The organism is Hymenobacter terrestris (assembly GCF_013377905.1).
Classification (GTDB): domain Bacteria; phylum Bacteroidota; class Bacteroidia; order Cytophagales; family Hymenobacteraceae; genus Hymenobacter; species Hymenobacter terrestris.
Genome location: NZ_JABKAV010000010.1, coordinates 57,676 through 72,523, shown reverse-complemented (window position 1 = coordinate 72,523; position 14,848 = coordinate 57,676). Strand labels below are relative to the sequence as shown.

Sequence of the window (14,848 nt, the reverse complement as noted above, 5' to 3'; positions counted from 1 at the left end):
AGATGGAGGCTGGGTAGAACTAAAAATTCCGCTGTTATGACGCCCGATTTATCCGGTGGTTTCTATACCCCCGGATGGCAATGGGAATCCAGCCCAATAATGGAACAAAGAAGGCCAGCGTAAACGGGTTGCGCCAGAGCATGCGCCAGTAAGCCCCGGGCGTGCGCAGGTCGAGGTCGAAGTGGCGGCGGCCGGCCCGAATGTACTGGCGCTCGAACTCCTGGTACAGCGCGGGCCAGGCCCACGGCAGAAAAAACGGAAAGTAACGCCAGTTGGTTTTGATGCGCTGCCACAGCTCGGACCAGCGGTAGGGCTGCTGCCCGTACTTGGCCACGGCGGCGTCCAGTTCGGTTTGCATGCGCGCGCGCAGCTGCTCCGAAATATCCCGGTAGTCGTCGCGGGTTAGGTCGGCGGGGTCCTTGTCGGTTAGTTCGTAGGGCTTCACGCGGGTGCCGAGCACAAAGGTGAGCTTGGCCGGAAACGCCATGTAGAAAAACCAGGGCTGCAGCAGCACCAGCAGCAGCACCGGCCCCACCGGAATAAACGGAATCCCGATTTTCTTGCTCAGCCGGTTTACCCATTCCCAGCTGTAGGTATGCGGGTTGAGGTACTCGCCGTTGATGGTGTAGAACGGGATGATGTCGGTGCGGTGCTCGATGCCCAGGCGTACGATGCTGGTAGCCAGCCGCTGGAGGCGGTACTTGTTGTTGAACCCCTTGCCGATGCCCGGCACGCCTTCGGGGTACAGCATCAGGTTGTGGTCGTTGTAGTACATCATCGTCTCGAAATTGAGCGTGGTGGCATCCACGCAGCCAGCCCGCTTCCAGAAGTCTTTCACCAGAAACGGATTCATCAAAATCGATTGCGAGAGCATAGGCGCCGACAGCGGCCGGGGCAGGTCGCGCAGGTCGGGCAGGTAGCGCCACAGGTGCGCCAGGGCCACCATGGCATCCCAGGGGAAGGCCATGCCCGAGTGATTGGAGGCAAACAGCAGGGGCCGATCGGGCCGGTTGCGCTGAGGGTAGTCATCGAAGCCCACCAACTCGGAGCGAAACCACACCCGGTCGAGCAGCTGCATGATATTTTGGTCGAGCGTTTCGACGAACTGCTCGTCGAAATAATCGGAGTAGATGTGCTGATTGGCCACAATGGCCGGCGGCAGCCCAGCAGGAGTTGCGGCGGCGGGGTTCGTCATAAAGGGCGGGAAGACGGTCGGGCTTTCAATGTACTGCTTTTAGCCGCCTCCGAGTTGCGCGCCGGTCCGGTATTTCGCAAAAAAGTCCGTTCGGTTCCGGCGAGCTGACGGCAGAGCCTAAATCCGGCGGGTCAGGCGCACGCGGGCACTTTGCAGCTCGCCGGTGTCGGCGCGGCGCACCACAAACAGCAGCAGGCGGCCATCGACCGAGTGCAGCATTCGGCTAATGTCGGTGAGCGAAAAGAACTCGGCCGGAATAAAGTTGATGGATATAATTTCGTCGTTCACTTTTAGCCCGGCCTGTTCGGCGGGGCCGCCCGGCTCTATCCGCAGCAGACGGTAGCGCTGGTAGTCGGGCCCGAATGCGAGCAAGTCGAAGCCGCACATGTCGTATTCGAATGGGTCGCGGAACAGGCTGTTCGGCTTCAGCAGCAGCCGGTTGTGTGGGTAGTCGATGATGGTTGTAAAACGTTTGAGTAGCTCGAAGCCCAGATTACCGTTGCGAAACGTTTCGGCCCGCCCCGCCACATCGGCCGAATCGGGGTAGGACGTGAGCAGGTTACTGATGCGGTAGCGACCCAGCTGCAGAGCCGGCACCCGGCCCAGAAACCCGTTTATATTGCCGTTGAGGCCGCGCCCAAGCTGGGTGCGCAATCGGGCCGGGGGCACGCGCAGGCGTGGGTCGGAAGTGGTTTCGATCGATAGGGCGTGGCCGGCACCGGTATCAAGTACCAGCCGTAGGGGCAGTTGCAGCGAGTCGGAAACCTGCACGGGCAGGTTCAGAAAAGCTTTAGAGCCATCGAACTCGAGCGGCAGGCGAGCCCAGCGGCGGCCGCGGGGCGCCCGGTAGCGGGCCGGGTCGCGGAACACCAGCGTTTGCTGCTCGGTATCAACCTGCACTACCAGGTTCCGGAATACATCGGCGCCTAACAGGCCATGCACGGGCACCCCCACATAGCCCGAAATATTCAGCACGTCTTCAGAAAGCATCAGAAACGAAGCGCGAGTGGCTCCTACCTGGCCGGCGAACTGCACAGCCACAGCCGGCACCCGGAAGGCCTCCAGCGCACTTTCCTCGCCGGCCCCCGACACCAGGAATCGGTCGGTGGTAGCTAAGTTCAGCTCACGGCCCACGGCGGGGTCGGTGATGAGGGAGCTGGCCAGGCCCGTATCGAGTAGAAAATTATACGGCCCCTGCCCATTAAGCCGTGCTTCTATCACAATCAGGTTGCGCTGAAGGACAAAGGGCACTTTGGCTTGGCGGGCCCACGGCCGCAACAGCCGAAACACTGGCTCGCTTATCTGCCCACGGCCCGGCACAACGGGGCCCATCAGCCCCAGCAACAACAGCAGCCAACTAAGCCGCCACGGCCGGCGCTGGTGGTACGCACGCAGTAAAGCCCCGATTCGTAGCGGCATACAAGGAATAAACTTCCCGGGTAAGGTACTTAAAATTACACATGAAGCATAATCGCCCGGAACCCGCAAAACGCTACCCGGGGGCCTCCCACACGCCGGCCGGATGGTAGTGCAGCTGGCCTCCCGCTATGCTGAGCGGAGCCGCCAAATTGTTGTGGTAGAGCTGGCCCGTACCCAGCCCTTGCGGGAACCCGGGCAGGGCCACCGTGCCAGCCAGCTGACTGATGGCGTTCAGGCCCACGTTCGACTCCAGAGCCGAAGTAAGCCACCAGCCGATGCCGTGGCTGTCGGCCAGCGTGGCCCAGTGCTGGCTGGCGGCCAGCCCACCCAGCAGCGTGGGCTTGAGCACAAGGTAGGCCGGCCGCACCTGCTCCAGCAGCTCTGGCTGCCGGGCCGGGGCGGTCAGGCCAATCAGCTCCTCATCGAGGGCTACCGGCACCGGCGAGTGGCGGCATACTTCGGCCATTGCCGACCACTGCCCGGCGGCAATAGGCTGCTCGATGGAGTGGAGGTCGAAGCGGGCCAGCTGTTCGAGCTTACCCAGGGCTTCGGCCGGCGTAAAGGCTCCATTGGCGTCTACGCGCAGCGTGAGGCGGTCGGGGCCGGCCTGCGCCCGGATGTCGGCCAGAATGCGCAGCTCGGTGGCGAAATCGAGGCCGCCGATTTTGAGTTTCAGGCAGTCGTAGCCCGCCGCCAGCTTGGCCTCAATCTGCTCGCGCATGAAGTCGGCGTCGCCCATCCACACCAACCCGTTGATGGGCAGGCCGGCCTCGCCGCGGCTGAAGGCATTGTTGTAGAGCTGGCGGCGGGCGCCGTGCTGGTAGTCGAGGGCCGCCGTTTCGAGGGCAAAGCGCAGGGCCGGCCACTCGGGACCAACCAGCTCGGCCGCTTCCTGGGGCAGCAGTTCGCGCAACTGGCGGCGGTTGAACTCGCGCACAAAGCCTTCGAGCGTGGCCACGAAAGCAGGGCCGTGGTCGGGGCTGAGGCCGGCCAGCGGGGCAGCCTCACCCCAGCCGGCTTGCTCGGGCGCGGCCGTATCGGAGAGCATCAGGTAATGAACCAAGTGCTCGGTGAGGGCGCCGCGGGAGGTGCGGGCCGGAAAGTTGAAGCGCAGGGCGCGGCTAACGGAGCGAAGCTGAAGCATAGCAGGATAAGCAAAAAGCAGCCCGCAGCGGCGGGATTCAGGCAATATACAACCCGGCCACCAACGCCAACGCCGCCTCCCGTCCGGATGACCCGGATAGAAGGCGGCGTTGGCGTTGATGTCCGGACTTGCGGCCGGCTATTGGTCGGTTTTGCTCTTGGCAGCGGTGCTACGAGTAGCCTGGCCACCTTTGCGGCCGGCGGCGCGAGCCTCCTCTGATGTGAAACGATGGCCCCGCCCGCTCTGATGCGAGGCGCGGCCACCTTCGCTGGCAATACGACGCTGGGTGGCGGGGTCCATGGCGGCAAAGCCACGGGGGCGCTTGGTTACGGCTTTGTCGGCAGCGGCTTTACCCGAGGTTATTTTGGCGCCGGCAACTTTAGCAGATGTAGTAATAGCGGCGGGGCGAGCAGTGAGGTCGGCGTTCATATGTTCCGGGAACAAAAGATGGGTAGATGACAAGCGAAGCGGAATTTCTATAAGGTGGCTGAGGGGAAAACACGCCGACGATATTGTTTAGCTTCTACGGTCAACAAGGATCTTTTATCCTTGAATTAGGGGTATTTACCAAGACAAAACAGCAAAATACCGCTTTCTACGGATGAGCTAATCCGTATAACTACGCATGCATTTCATCAAAATCGGGGTAAACCCGTATGACTGCCACCGGCTTTAGCTCCTTGTAAACTACTCGGCTGGTTTAGCGTTTAGCAGTAACTTCTGCCCCCTATCTGTCCCTCCTTATGTCCGTTTCTCTCGCTCCCACCTTAGCCCCAACTCTGCAGCCGGCCCAACCCCTTGCCTCCGCCAATCGGTTTGCGGCCGTACGGGCGCAGTCAGTGGCCTTGTGCCAGCCTTTGCTGCCCGAAGACACAGTGGTGCAACCCATGCTTGATGTGAGCCCGCCTAAGTGGCACTTGGCGCACACTACCTGGTTCTGGGAAACGTTTCTGCTGCGCGATTACTTGCCCGGTTACCAGGTTTTCCACCCCGATTACGCCTTCCTGTTCAACTCCTACTACAACTCGTTGGGTTCGCGCGTGAACCGGGCCGACCGTGGCACCCTCTCGCGCCCACCCCTGGCCGATGTGTATGCCTACCGTCAGGCCGTGGATGCGGCCATGCAGCAGCTACTCACCGAACAAGCTGACACCTTGCCGCCAGCCTTCTGGGAATTGCTCGAGCTGGGCCTCCAGCACGAGCAGCAGCACCAGGAGCTGCTGGCCACCGACATTAAATATATCCTCAGTAGCAGTCCGTTAGCCCCGGCTTATATAGCTGATAAACCGGCACCTGCATCGGCTTCTTCCGCTCCGAAAGCCGCCTGGCTGCTGGTAGCGGGCGGCATGCACCGGATTGGCTTCGAGGGAGACGGATTCTGCTTTGACAATGAGCAAGCCCCGCACGATACCTACGTGGCCGATTTCGAGCTACAGAACCGACTGGTGACTAATGCCGAGTACCTGGAATTTATGGCGGCCGGCGGCTACCAGAATTTCCGCTACTGGCTGGGCGACGGTTGGGATTTGGTGCAGCAGCAGGGCTGGCAGGCCCCGCTGTACTGGCTGGAGCGCGACGGGCAGTGGCTGCGCTTTACCTACCACGGCCTGCAGCCCGTAAATATGGCCGCGCCGGTTACGCACGTAAGCTTTTACGAGGCCGATGCCTACGCCCAATGGCGGGGCTGCCGCCTGCCTACCGAGCAGGAGTGGGAAATTGCAGCCCGCCAGTTCGGCCCCAATCCGGAGGCCGGCACCTTCCTGGAAAGTAGCTTATTCGACCCGCAGCCCCTGTCGCCCGATGCCGCTCCCGACCAGTGCCACCAGCTGCTCGGCGACGCTTGGGAATGGACCTATTCGGCTTACCACCCCTACCCCGGCTACCAGAAGGCGGCCGGCGCGCTGGGCGAGTACAACGGCAAGTTTATGGTAAACCAGCTGGTGCTGCGCGGCGGCTCCTGCGCCACCCCCGAAAGCCACATCCGCCTCACCTACCGCAACTTCTTCCACGCCGACAAACGCTGGCAATTCACCGGCATCCGCCTGGCCCGTTAGCTGTTAGCTGTTAGCTGTTAGCTGTTAGCTGTTAGCGGAAGAAACGTCATTCAGAGCGCAGCGAATAATCTCGCTTGCTGACGTTGTAAAAGTAAACCGTATGATTGTTCGCGAGATTATTCGCTGCGCTCTGAATGACGTTCTGGTAGCGGTTAGTTATTAGTTCATACATCCTTCTCTATGCCCCACGATAACACTGTTTCGGCCACCGAAGTGGCTTCTTCTTCTAATACCATTGCCGACCCCAATCTGCTGCTGCGCGACCATGTGCGGGAAGGCCTCAACCGACCTTTCAAGGCACTTTCGTCGATGTATTTCTACGACGATGAAGGCAGCCGGCTTTTCCAGCAGATTATGGCCCTGCCGGAGTACTACCCTACCCGCACCGAGTTTGCACTGTTCAGCCGCCACCGGGCAGCCATTGCGCGGGCGTTGCGGCCCCAAAATCCGGCCGAGCCGTTTTTTCTGCTGGAACTGGGGGCCGGCGACGGGCTAAAAACCAAGATTCTGCTGCGCGAGTTGCTGGAATCGGGGGCCGATTTTACTTATGTACCGGTTGATATTTCGGCGGCGGCGCTGGAGGGGCTGGCGCGCAGCCTGCAGGCCGAACTGCCCGACTTGCGCGTGGAGCCTGTGGTAGCCGATTATGCCGATGCGCTGGGACTGATGGCGGGCCGGCCGGGCCGCAAGGCAGTGCTGTTTCTGGGCTCCAACATCGGCAACTTCAGCCCCGAAGACCGCCAGCAGTTTCTGCAGCGCCTCGCCGGCCCGCTCACCCCCGACGACCGGCTGCTCATCGGCTTCGATCTGCAGAAAGACCCGCGCGTGATTCGCGCGGCCTACGACGACAGCCAGGGCGTAACGGCTGCCTTCAACTACAATCTGCTGCACCGGATCAACCGGGAGCTGGGGGCCGATTTCGACCTCGCCCACTGGCAGCACTACACCGATTACAACCCGCTTACGGGGGCCGTGCGTTCGTTTCTGGCCAGCACCCGCGCCCAAACCGTGCAGTTTGCCGAGCCCGGCTGGTCGGTTGATTTCCGGGCCTGGGAGATGATTCACACCGAAAATTCTTTCAAATTTACCCGGCCCGCCATCGAAGATATTGCGCAGGAAGCAGGCCTGCAGGTTGCCGAGTTCTTCACCGACGAGCAGGACTACTTCGCCGACGTGTTGCTGCGGAAAGACGCTTAGCTTGCAGCGCGAAAACTCCCGGGCTTTCGCGCTGCAACTTCTCCGCTCCGGCCCTCACCTGCCTGCTTTCTCATGACTGCTCCTGTTTCCCTGGCTTCGGGCTACGGCAACTTCGCCATACCTCCCGAGGCTGCCGCTGCGGCTGCCCGCGCTTTCCAGACTTCACCGCTGCCGGTGCTGCCCGCCGCCGGCTCCGAGGCGCTGCGGGCGGCGCTGGCCGGCCGCCCGCGCTCCACTGACGCCGCTCCGCTGGGACCGGCCAATGTGGTCATCACGCCCGGGGCCAAAGCGGCTCTGTTTGCGCTGCTGAAAACCGTGCTTCGCCCCGATGACGAAGTGCTGCTGCTTACACCTAGTTGGTTTGGGTTCGATGAGTTGGTGGCCCGCGCCGGCGGCACGCTCCGCACCCTACCACTCAGCCCCGACAACAATTACGACCTGCCAGCCGAGCAGCTACGTGCGGCGCTATCGGCCGGCCGTACGCGGGTGCTGCTGTTTACCAACCCCGGCAACCCCACCGGCCGCCGCTACAGCTGGGCCGAGCTAGCCGGCTGGCTGCAGGTAACCGCCGACTTCCCCGACCTCTACCTGCTCAGCGACGAGATTTACGACCTCATTCATTTCGAGTCCGAGCCGCCGGTTTCGCTGCTCGATTTCCCGGATCCACGTGGCCGGCACTTAGTGGTAAGCGGGTTCAGTAAGTCGCTGGGCCTTATCGGCTGGGGATTGGGCTATTTGGTGGCCCCGGCCCCAGTGGCGGCCGCCTGCGCGGCCTGGCAGCACGCCACCGGAGCGGCCGTGCCAGCGCCTCAGCAAGCCGCGGCGCTGGCCGTAACCGAAGCCGCCGCCGAGGTATCGGGCCGCCTGCTGGAGCAGCTACGCCCCACCCGCGCCTACCTGCACGATTTTCTGGCGGCCCTGCCAGCCGCCCGACAGCCGCCGCTACCGGCCGCCACCTACTATGCCTTCCCCGACCTGCGGGCCTACCTGCGCCCCAGCCAGTCGCCGGTTGCAGCCTCGGCCGAGCTGGTGGCGCGCCTGCGCACGGCCGGCGTCGATGTGGTGGACGGTGCCGGCTGCCACGCGCCCGGCTTTGCGCGCCTCTCCTACGCCGTGCCCGATGCCGATTTAGCAACGGCCTGCGACCGAATGGCAGCGGTGTTGCGGTAACAGGCCGGATGATGAGCTGGTGAAAGGATAAGGCGGATGGGTTAGGGCTCGGGCGCTGTTGCACCGTTGCAATTCCAGCGCGTCGGCACCCCGTTACAGCAACTCACCTTTTCGCTATTCCACCCTCACCAAAGCCGTACCTTTGCGCATCCTTTTGCAGCCCGGCTATGATTCCCTCCACGTTCCGCTCTCACCTAAATCCCACACTTAGCCTGGCCTACCCGGTGGTGCTTAGCCAGCTGGGCCACGTTATGGTGAATGTGGTAGACAGCATGGTAGTGGGCCAGACGGGCAAGATTCCGCTGGCGGCCGTGTCGTTGGCCGTGAGTGTAAGCACTGTGGTAATGGTGTTGGGCCTGGGCCTGACGATGGGCATTACGCCGCTGGTAGCCGCCGCCGATGGTCGCCAGGATGTGGCCGCCAATGGCCGCTTGCTCGTGAACGGCGTGTGGCTGAGCGTGGTGGCTGGTCTGGTGCTGGCGGCGCTGGGCTTGCTGGTACCGGCCCTGCTGCCCCATCTGGGGCAGCCCGAGGCGGTGGTGCTGCTGGCCTCACCCTGGGTGCAGGTACTGTTCCTGTCGTTTTTCCCGCTGATGATTTTCCAGGGCTTCAAGCAGTTTGCCGAGGGCCTGGGCCTCACCAAGCAGGCTATGTCGCTCTCAATACAGGCCAATGTGGTGAATGCGGTGCTTTGCTACGGGCTGGTGTTCGGGGAGCTGGGCATGCCCAATATGGGGATGATGGGCGCTGCCTGGGCCACGCTGATAGCCCGCGTGCTGATGGCCGGGCTAATGGCCTGGTATGTACTGCGGGCCAAGCGGCTGCAACCCTACCGGCTCGCAGCGCAGGCCAACCTGCGGCCCGATACGGCCGGCCTGCGCCGCCTGCTCGGCCTGGGCGCGCCCATTGGCGTGCAGATGACGTTTGAGATGGGCGCATTCAGCTTTTCGGCCATCATGATTGGCTGGCTCGGCGCTACCCAGCTGGCTGCCCACCAGATTGCCATCAACGTGGCCTCGGTTACCTATATGGCTGCCAGCGGCATCGGGGCGGCGGCTACCATTCGGGTAGGCAAGTTTTTTGGGGCGCACGATGGGATGCGGGCCCGGCAGGCAGGCCAGATGGCCTACCTGCTCACGCTTACCTTTATGGGCCTGATGGGCCTTATTCTGGTGCTGGTGCGCAACTACCTGCCGTTCTACTACAACGACGACCCCGCCGTGGTGGCTCAGGCTGCTACGCTGCTGCTGATTGCCGCCGCCTTCCAGATTTCCGACGGACTGCAGGTGGTTGGCCTGGGCGCGCTCCGGGGCCTCGAAGACGTGAAGGTGCCGTCGGTGGTAGCCCTGCTGGCTTACTGGGTGGTAGCCCTACCGCTGGGCTACGTACTGGCTTTCAAACTAAATATGGGCGCAGTGGGCGTGTGGCTGGGTTTGCTTACGGGGCTGACTTTGGTAGCCGGCATGCTGCTACTGCGCTTCTATCGGCGGCCATTGGTAGCGGCTTCGCTTGCCGAGCCCGTGCTGGCCGTGCGTTAGTAGCTCACCGAATGAACTAAAGCAGTCAGTTGACCGCTATTAAGCCAAGCCAATAGCTCCCCCCTCATGCTCTTTACTGCTCCCTTCTGGCTGCTTAGCCTGCTGATGCCCGCCGCGCCGGCCCAGGTTACGCCGCCGGCCCCTAAAATTACCTGGAGTGCCGCCCGGCCGCTTAGCTGGGAAGACTTCCGGGCCCGCCCCAACACCGACCGGCTGGCGGCCCTCACCTCGTCCTCCATCGACGCCACAATTGGCTGCATCGATTTCAAGTTTTCGGGCAAGGTGCAGGCCACGTTTGCGCCCTCCGAGTCGTGGGTGCGCAACGCGGCCCAAGCCTCGCCCGCGCTGCTGCGCCACGAGCAGCTGCATTTCGACCTGACCGAGGTACATACCCGGCTGCTGCGCCAGAAGCTGAGTCTCATCAAGTTCGACTGCCTGCACTTGCAGCCGGCTTTCAACAACATCACGAAAGTGGCCTTTCTGGCCTGGCAGCGCGACGAAGCCCGCTACGACCAGGAGAGCAACCACGGCCTCAACACCCCCAAACAAGCCGAGTGGGAGCAGAAAACGCGCCTGCGCCTCGAGCAGTTGGCGCCCTTTGCCGAATAAGGTAGTTTGCACTTTTTGACTTCCCGGCCCTCAATCTCTCTAACCTGAAAATATGCTAACCTGGGAGGAATTTGAGCGCGTGGATATGCGCGTGGGTACTATTGTGGAGGCGCACGAATTTCCGGAGGCGCGCCAGCCCGCCTATCGGCTTCTGATTGACTTGGGGCCCGAAATCGGCCTGCGTAAGTCCAGCGCCCAGATTACACATCATTACCAAGTGGCTGACTTGCCGGGCCTGCAGGTGCTGTGCGTGGTGAACTTCCCACCCAAACAAATCGGGCCGCTACGCTCCGAGGTGCTGGTTACTGGTGCCCCCGATGCGGCCGGCCACATTGTGCTGGCCACCCTGGCGGCCCCTCTTCCCAACGGCAGCCGCCTTCGTTAAACAAAGTTTTCCACCCTATTTTGCCATCTTCTCGCGGGTAGCAAGGCTGTCGATAACGGATTGGTAGATAGTGTTCAGCTCCTTGCCCCGGACGGCGTAATAGCGGAAGCTTTGGGTGAAGGTGGAGTCCGATACCTCGTGGCGCCAGTACACTTTCTTCTGCTCCTGCCGGAACAGGGCCCGGCTGGAATCGGGCGGCAGCAGAGCCGCCTCGGTGCGCGCTTCCAGCGTGTGCAGTTCAATCAGCACGCTCACCATTTTGTCGGGCGGCAGTAATTGGGCGGTCGCGGGCACCTCTTCTGCTTTCTGGCAGGCGCTGGCAGTCAGCAGTAAAGCCGTAAGCAAAGCCGGCAGCCCGGCCAGCGGCAGGGCCCGGCGGGCAGCGGATAGGCAATGGGAAATTCGTTTCACGAAGGCAAAGTTAGGTCAATACCGTAGTTTAGGCCGAATGAAACCCGCCGATTCGCCTTTCCAGCAGCTTGTGCGCCGCCTGCGGCAGATGGAAATCCGCATCCTAAAGGCCGTGGATGCCCAGTTGCAGGGCAATTTTCACTCCGTGTTTAAAGGTACGGGCCTGGAAGTGGATGAGGTGCGCCTGTATCAGTACGGCGACGAAGTGCGAGCCATCGACTGGGCCGTGAGCAGCAAAGGCCACGGCACGTTTGTAAAAACCTATAAGGAAGAGCGTGAGCAACAGGTGCTGCTGCTGCTCGATGTGAGTGCCTCGCAGCAGGTAGGCGCGGCCGGCCGCCGCAAGCTCGATATGGGCCGCGACATTTGCGGGGTGCTGGCACTGGCCGCCGCCCGCCAGGATGCCCAGCTGGGCCTGCTGGCCTTCTCCGACCAGAAAGAGCTGTACCAGCCTTCGGGCAAAGGCACCCACCACGCCTACTCGCTCATCAAGCGGCTGTACGAGCTGGAGCCCCAGCACCGGCAAACGGCGGTGGCGGCCGGCATAAAGCAGGCGCTGGGGCTGCTGAAGCGGCGCAGTATTGTGCTGCTGATTTCCGATTTTATCGACGCCGACTACGAGCGGGAGCTGACGATGCTAGCCCGCAAGCACGATTTGGTGGTGCTGCAACTACTCGACCAGCGCGAGCAGGAATTCCCGCCTTTGGGCATCATCCCGCTCCATGACCAGGAATCGGGCCGTACCGTGTGGACGAATACCTCGTCGGCGGCCTTTCGGGAGCGTTACCGGGCCACCTACGAGCAGAACCGGGCCCAGATTGGCCAGATCTGCCGCCGCCACCGCACCGAATTCCTGTCCATCAGCACCGCCGACGACTTCGTTCCCCAGCTGGTGAACCTGTTCCGGCGGCGCAACCAGCGCGGAGGTCGTGGGTGAGGGCGCGGGCTTGAACTGGTATTGGCCGCAACGCATTGGCCGGCGGTTGTCGGCAACGGTGGTCCTGCTCCTGCTGGCCGGCGCGGGCGTCGCGCAGGTGCCGGCTCAGGTACCCGTCGCAGCTACGGTAGCCGGCGCATCGGCGCAGCAGCAGCAGGCAGTGGCGCAGGGCCGGTTCCGGAAGGCGAGCGTGCGGGTGGGCGAAATTATTGAATACGAGCTGACCTCGGACCACGCGCCGGCGCTGGAAATCATCTTCCCCGACTCGGCCGCCAGCTTCGCGCCCTTCGAGTATGTGGGCCGCCGCTACCGGCCCACTCGCACCCGCCAGGGCCGCAGCCTCGACCAAGCCGTATACCGCCTGCGCACCTTCAGCCTCGATTCGGTGCAGACGCTGAGCGTGCCCGTAACCGTGCTGCGCGGTCGCGATACGCTGGTGGTGCCCACGCCGGCAGCACAGGTGCGGCTGCGGCCTACGGCTCCGGTTGTTGCCGCCGCCGAGGCGCCGGCGCTACGCCAGAATCTGCAGCTACTGCCCGTAGCCCAGCGCTTCAATTACCCCTATTGGCTGGCCGGACTGGCCGGGCTGCTGCTGCTGGCCGGCGGGCTGGTGCTGGGCTTCCGGCAGCGCCTGCGCCTGCGCTACCGCCGCTACCGCTTGCGGAAGAACCATGCGTACTTTCTGGCCCAATATGCCCGCCACGTCGAGCGATTCACGCTTTCCCGCTCGCTCAACAACATGGAGCGGGCCATTACGCTCTGGAAAAACTACCTCTCCACGCTCACCAACTTCAACATCACCAGCCTCACGACCCGCGAAATCGTGGCCCGCTACCACCACGACCCCGATGTGCGGCAGGCCCTGGCCCTGGCCGACCGGGTTATCTACGGCAATCAGTTTTTCGAGGAAGACACCGAAACCGACGTCATGTTCGACCTGCTCCGCCAGTTTGCCGAACGCCAGTACGGGCAGGTGATGACGCAAGAAGGCGAATGATCAAGGGCACGTCATTCAGCGCGCAGCGAAGAATCTCGCGTGCTGACGCTGGATTAGTATACTTCAACGACTGCACGCGAGATTCTTCGCTGCGCGCTGAATGACGTTCTTTGCTCGCTAAGTCATTATTTCACGCTCTCCTTCCACCATAAATGCAAGAACTGCTCGACAGCCTGCGCTACGCCACGCTGGCCGGCTACAGCTGGGAGCAGCCGCGCCTGCTGCTGCTACTGCCGCTGGTGCCACTGCTGTTCGTGCTGCGCTGGGCGCTGGCCCGGCGGCGGCGGGCGCACCTGGATGTGGCCTTCGTGGCCGGCGAGCTGCGGCGCGACTGGAGCGCGGCCCTGCGTTTCGTGCCCGATGTGGTGCTGGCCCTAAGCCTGGGCTTCGGGATTGTGGCGCTGGCGCGGCCCCAGCGCACCGACGAGCGGGTGGCGCAAACCGGCCAGGGCATTGATATTGTGCTGGTGCTCGACGTGTCGGCCTCGATGGAGCTGCAGGATTTGCGCCCCAACCGCCTGGAGGCTGCTAAGCGCGTGGCCCTCGGTTTCCTGGACCGCCGCCGCGGCGACCGGGTGGGGCTGGTGGCCTTCGCCGGCAACGCCTACTCGCTGGCTCCCCTCACCACCGACTACGAGCTGCTGCGCGAAAACCTGCAGGGCCTGCGCCTGGGCCTGATTGCCAACGACGGCACGGCCATCGGTACGGCGCTGGGCGTGGCCACCAACCGCCTCCGCGATTCGCCCTCGCGCACCAAAGTGTGCATCCTGCTCTCGGACGGCGAAAACACAGCCGGCTCGCTCGACCCGCTGACGGCCGCCCAACTGGCCCATGCCTATGGCCTTAAACTCTACACCATCGGGCTGGGGCAGGATGGCGTGGTGCCCTACGGCACCGACGAGAACGGCCGGCCCCGTTTCGTGGAAACGCGTCTCGACGAAACCACCATGCGCCAGATTGCCCAGGCCGGCGACGGCCGCTTCTTCCGCGCCACCGACAACGCCGGCCTGCGCCAGGTGTTCGACCAGATCAATAGTTACGAGAAGTCCGAAATCAAACAAACCCGCTACCGCAACACCCAGGACTACTACCGCACCTACCTCTACTGGTGCCTAGGATTCTGGCTGCTCTGGCTGGGCCTCAAGAACACGTTTCTGACCAACGCGCTGGAGGACTAAATCACAGATTGTCGCTGATTTCGCTGCTATTAATTACGCGCCTAATTCGAGTAGTTAGACTGAGGTGCTTTTTTTACTCTAATCCAGATGAGTTATCCACTTCTCTTGGAGCACCTGCTCCGGCCCGTGGCCAGCGTCGTGCGCCAAAGGTTAGCTGCATACTTCTACCATGATGTTTTCGGGATAGAGGCTTTGACAACGAATGAGCAAGGGATAGATATCATTGCCCAGCAGGTAGAATTGCAATTCGAGAATGGACAAACCGTCTTTATCGGGTGGAACGGGGTTAAGGGGTGGTTTCACTACACGTTATGTGCTTCAGCTACCTCGTTTTGCTTGGCCAGCGAAAAGTTTGCCCCCGAGACAGCCTACTGGCAGCAGCTGGTGGGCAGACAACTCACCGGTTTTGATGTTTTTGGATTTCCCGACACCCGGCCGCACCTGTTGCTACTCAACTTTGAAGGCTTAGAATTAGCAATAGCTAATTGTCATTTGGAGTTCGATTTTATCCCCGAAGACCCCACAGGAGATGATGTCTGGATACTGCTCAACTCCGAAACCATTCAGTCTTTCATAAAAAAGCTAGACCTCAAAAAACTTGAAGTCTAGCTTTC

General features: G+C 62.3%; 15 protein-coding genes. 10 read left to right on the top strand and 5 right to left on the bottom strand.

Annotated elements, in window-relative coordinates:
* Positions 1–34 precede the first annotated feature (34 nt).
* The 4 genes from HW556_RS05660 to HW556_RS05645 form a co-directional block, all read right to left on the bottom strand.
* Entirely contained in the window at positions 35–1,195 is a 1,161-nt protein-coding gene (locus tag HW556_RS05660) for a lysophospholipid acyltransferase family protein (protein WP_218136874.1), read from the bottom strand.
* A 117-nt stretch (positions 1,196–1,312) separates the two neighbouring features.
* Entirely contained in the window at positions 1,313–2,614 is a 1,302-nt protein-coding gene (locus tag HW556_RS05655) for an aspartyl protease family protein (protein WP_176898816.1), read from the bottom strand.
* Positions 2,615–2,687: 73 nt separating this feature from the next.
* A complete protein-coding gene (locus tag HW556_RS05650; protein WP_176898814.1) occupies positions 2,688–3,758 on the bottom strand; it encodes an o-succinylbenzoate synthase in 1,071 nt (356 codons plus the stop codon).
* A 138-nt stretch (positions 3,759–3,896) separates the two neighbouring features.
* Positions 3,897–4,187 (bottom strand): KGG domain-containing protein, encoded by a 291-nt coding sequence (locus tag HW556_RS05645; protein ID WP_176898812.1) that lies wholly within the window; start codon positions 4,185–4,187, stop codon positions 3,897–3,899.
* A gap of 314 nt (positions 4,188–4,501) precedes the next feature.
* Between HW556_RS05645 and egtB the strand changes: the two genes are divergently transcribed.
* From egtB to HW556_RS05615, 6 genes are all read left to right on the top strand, one after another.
* The gene (egtB, locus tag HW556_RS05640; RefSeq protein ID WP_176898810.1) at positions 4,502–5,812 is read left to right on the top strand and encodes an ergothioneine biosynthesis protein EgtB; all 1,311 of its coding nucleotides are present in this window, start codon (positions 4,502–4,504) and stop codon (positions 5,810–5,812) included.
* 180 nt (positions 5,813–5,992) lie between these two features.
* Positions 5,993–7,009: an L-histidine N(alpha)-methyltransferase gene (egtD, locus tag HW556_RS05635; RefSeq protein ID WP_176898808.1), complete on the top strand. Its 1,017-nt coding sequence runs from the start codon at positions 5,993–5,995 to the stop codon at positions 7,007–7,009.
* Between the two features lie 72 nt (positions 7,010–7,081).
* Positions 7,082–8,179 (top strand): pyridoxal phosphate-dependent aminotransferase, encoded by a 1,098-nt coding sequence (locus HW556_RS05630; RefSeq protein WP_176898806.1) that lies wholly within the window; start codon positions 7,082–7,084, stop codon positions 8,177–8,179.
* A 167-nt stretch (positions 8,180–8,346) separates the two neighbouring features.
* Complete coding sequence (locus tag HW556_RS05625) at positions 8,347–9,717, top strand: MATE family efflux transporter (protein WP_176898804.1); 1,371 nt, start codon at positions 8,347–8,349, stop codon at positions 9,715–9,717.
* Positions 9,718–9,783: 66 nt separating this feature from the next.
* Entirely contained in the window at positions 9,784–10,326 is a 543-nt protein-coding gene (locus tag HW556_RS05620; RefSeq protein ID WP_176898802.1) for a DUF922 domain-containing protein, read from the top strand.
* 52 nt (positions 10,327–10,378) lie between these two features.
* Positions 10,379–10,711, top strand: a complete 333-nt coding sequence (locus HW556_RS05615) for a tRNA-binding protein (RefSeq protein WP_176898800.1) — start codon at positions 10,379–10,381, stop codon at positions 10,709–10,711.
* A 15-nt stretch (positions 10,712–10,726) separates the two neighbouring features.
* Here HW556_RS05615 and HW556_RS18625 read toward each other — a convergent pair whose 3' ends face one another.
* Positions 10,727–11,122, bottom strand: coding sequence for a DUF4296 domain-containing protein (locus HW556_RS18625; RefSeq protein WP_176898799.1), 396 nt, complete (start codon positions 11,120–11,122; stop codon positions 10,727–10,729).
* 37 nt (positions 11,123–11,159) lie between these two features.
* On the opposite strand from HW556_RS18625, the gene HW556_RS05605 reads away from it, so the two are divergent.
* The 4 genes from HW556_RS05605 to HW556_RS05590 all read left to right on the top strand — a co-directional run bounded on the left by HW556_RS05605 (position 11,160) and on the right by HW556_RS05590 (position 14,843).
* Complete coding sequence (locus HW556_RS05605) at positions 11,160–12,059, top strand: DUF58 domain-containing protein (protein WP_176898797.1); 900 nt, start codon at positions 11,160–11,162, stop codon at positions 12,057–12,059.
* Between the two features lie 58 nt (positions 12,060–12,117).
* Complete coding sequence (locus tag HW556_RS05600; RefSeq protein WP_176898795.1) at positions 12,118–13,056, top strand: hypothetical protein; 939 nt, start codon at positions 12,118–12,120, stop codon at positions 13,054–13,056.
* Between the two features lie 152 nt (positions 13,057–13,208).
* On the top strand, positions 13,209–14,234 hold the full coding sequence (locus tag HW556_RS05595; protein WP_176898793.1) for a VWA domain-containing protein: 1,026 nt from the start codon (positions 13,209–13,211) through the stop codon (positions 14,232–14,234).
* Positions 14,235–14,339: 105 nt separating this feature from the next.
* Positions 14,340–14,843 carry a hypothetical protein gene (locus tag HW556_RS05590; RefSeq protein ID WP_176898791.1) on the top strand — a complete coding sequence of 168 codons (504 nt, stop codon included), beginning with the start codon at positions 14,340–14,342 and terminating at the stop codon, positions 14,841–14,843.
* Positions 14,844–14,848: the final 5 nt, after the last annotated feature.

Excerpts from the sequence above, each read along its gene's own strand:
- HW556_RS05660 (WP_218136874.1), bottom strand. The coding sequence starts at position 1,195 with ATGACGAACCCCGCCGCCGCAACTCCTGCTGGGCTGCCGCCGGCCATT.
- HW556_RS05655 (WP_176898816.1), bottom strand. The coding sequence starts at position 2,614 with ATGCCGCTACGAATCGGGGCTTTACTGCGTGCGTACCACCAGCGCCGG.
- HW556_RS05650 (WP_176898814.1), bottom strand. The coding sequence starts at position 3,758 with ATGCTTCAGCTTCGCTCCGTTAGCCGCGCCCTGCGCTTCAACTTTCCG.
- HW556_RS05645 (WP_176898812.1), bottom strand. The coding sequence starts at position 4,187 with ATGAACGCCGACCTCACTGCTCGCCCCGCCGCTATTACTACATCTGCT.
- egtB (WP_176898810.1), top strand. The coding sequence starts at position 4,502 with ATGTCCGTTTCTCTCGCTCCCACCTTAGCCCCAACTCTGCAGCCGGCC.
- egtD (WP_176898808.1), top strand. The coding sequence starts at position 5,993 with ATGCCCCACGATAACACTGTTTCGGCCACCGAAGTGGCTTCTTCTTCT.
- HW556_RS05630 (WP_176898806.1), top strand. The coding sequence starts at position 7,082 with ATGACTGCTCCTGTTTCCCTGGCTTCGGGCTACGGCAACTTCGCCATA.
- HW556_RS05625 (WP_176898804.1), top strand. The coding sequence starts at position 8,347 with ATGATTCCCTCCACGTTCCGCTCTCACCTAAATCCCACACTTAGCCTG.
- HW556_RS05620 (WP_176898802.1), top strand. The coding sequence starts at position 9,784 with ATGCTCTTTACTGCTCCCTTCTGGCTGCTTAGCCTGCTGATGCCCGCC.
- HW556_RS05615 (WP_176898800.1), top strand. The coding sequence starts at position 10,379 with ATGCTAACCTGGGAGGAATTTGAGCGCGTGGATATGCGCGTGGGTACT.
- HW556_RS05605 (WP_176898797.1), top strand. The coding sequence starts at position 11,160 with ATGAAACCCGCCGATTCGCCTTTCCAGCAGCTTGTGCGCCGCCTGCGG.
- HW556_RS05595 (WP_176898793.1), top strand. The coding sequence starts at position 13,209 with ATGCAAGAACTGCTCGACAGCCTGCGCTACGCCACGCTGGCCGGCTAC.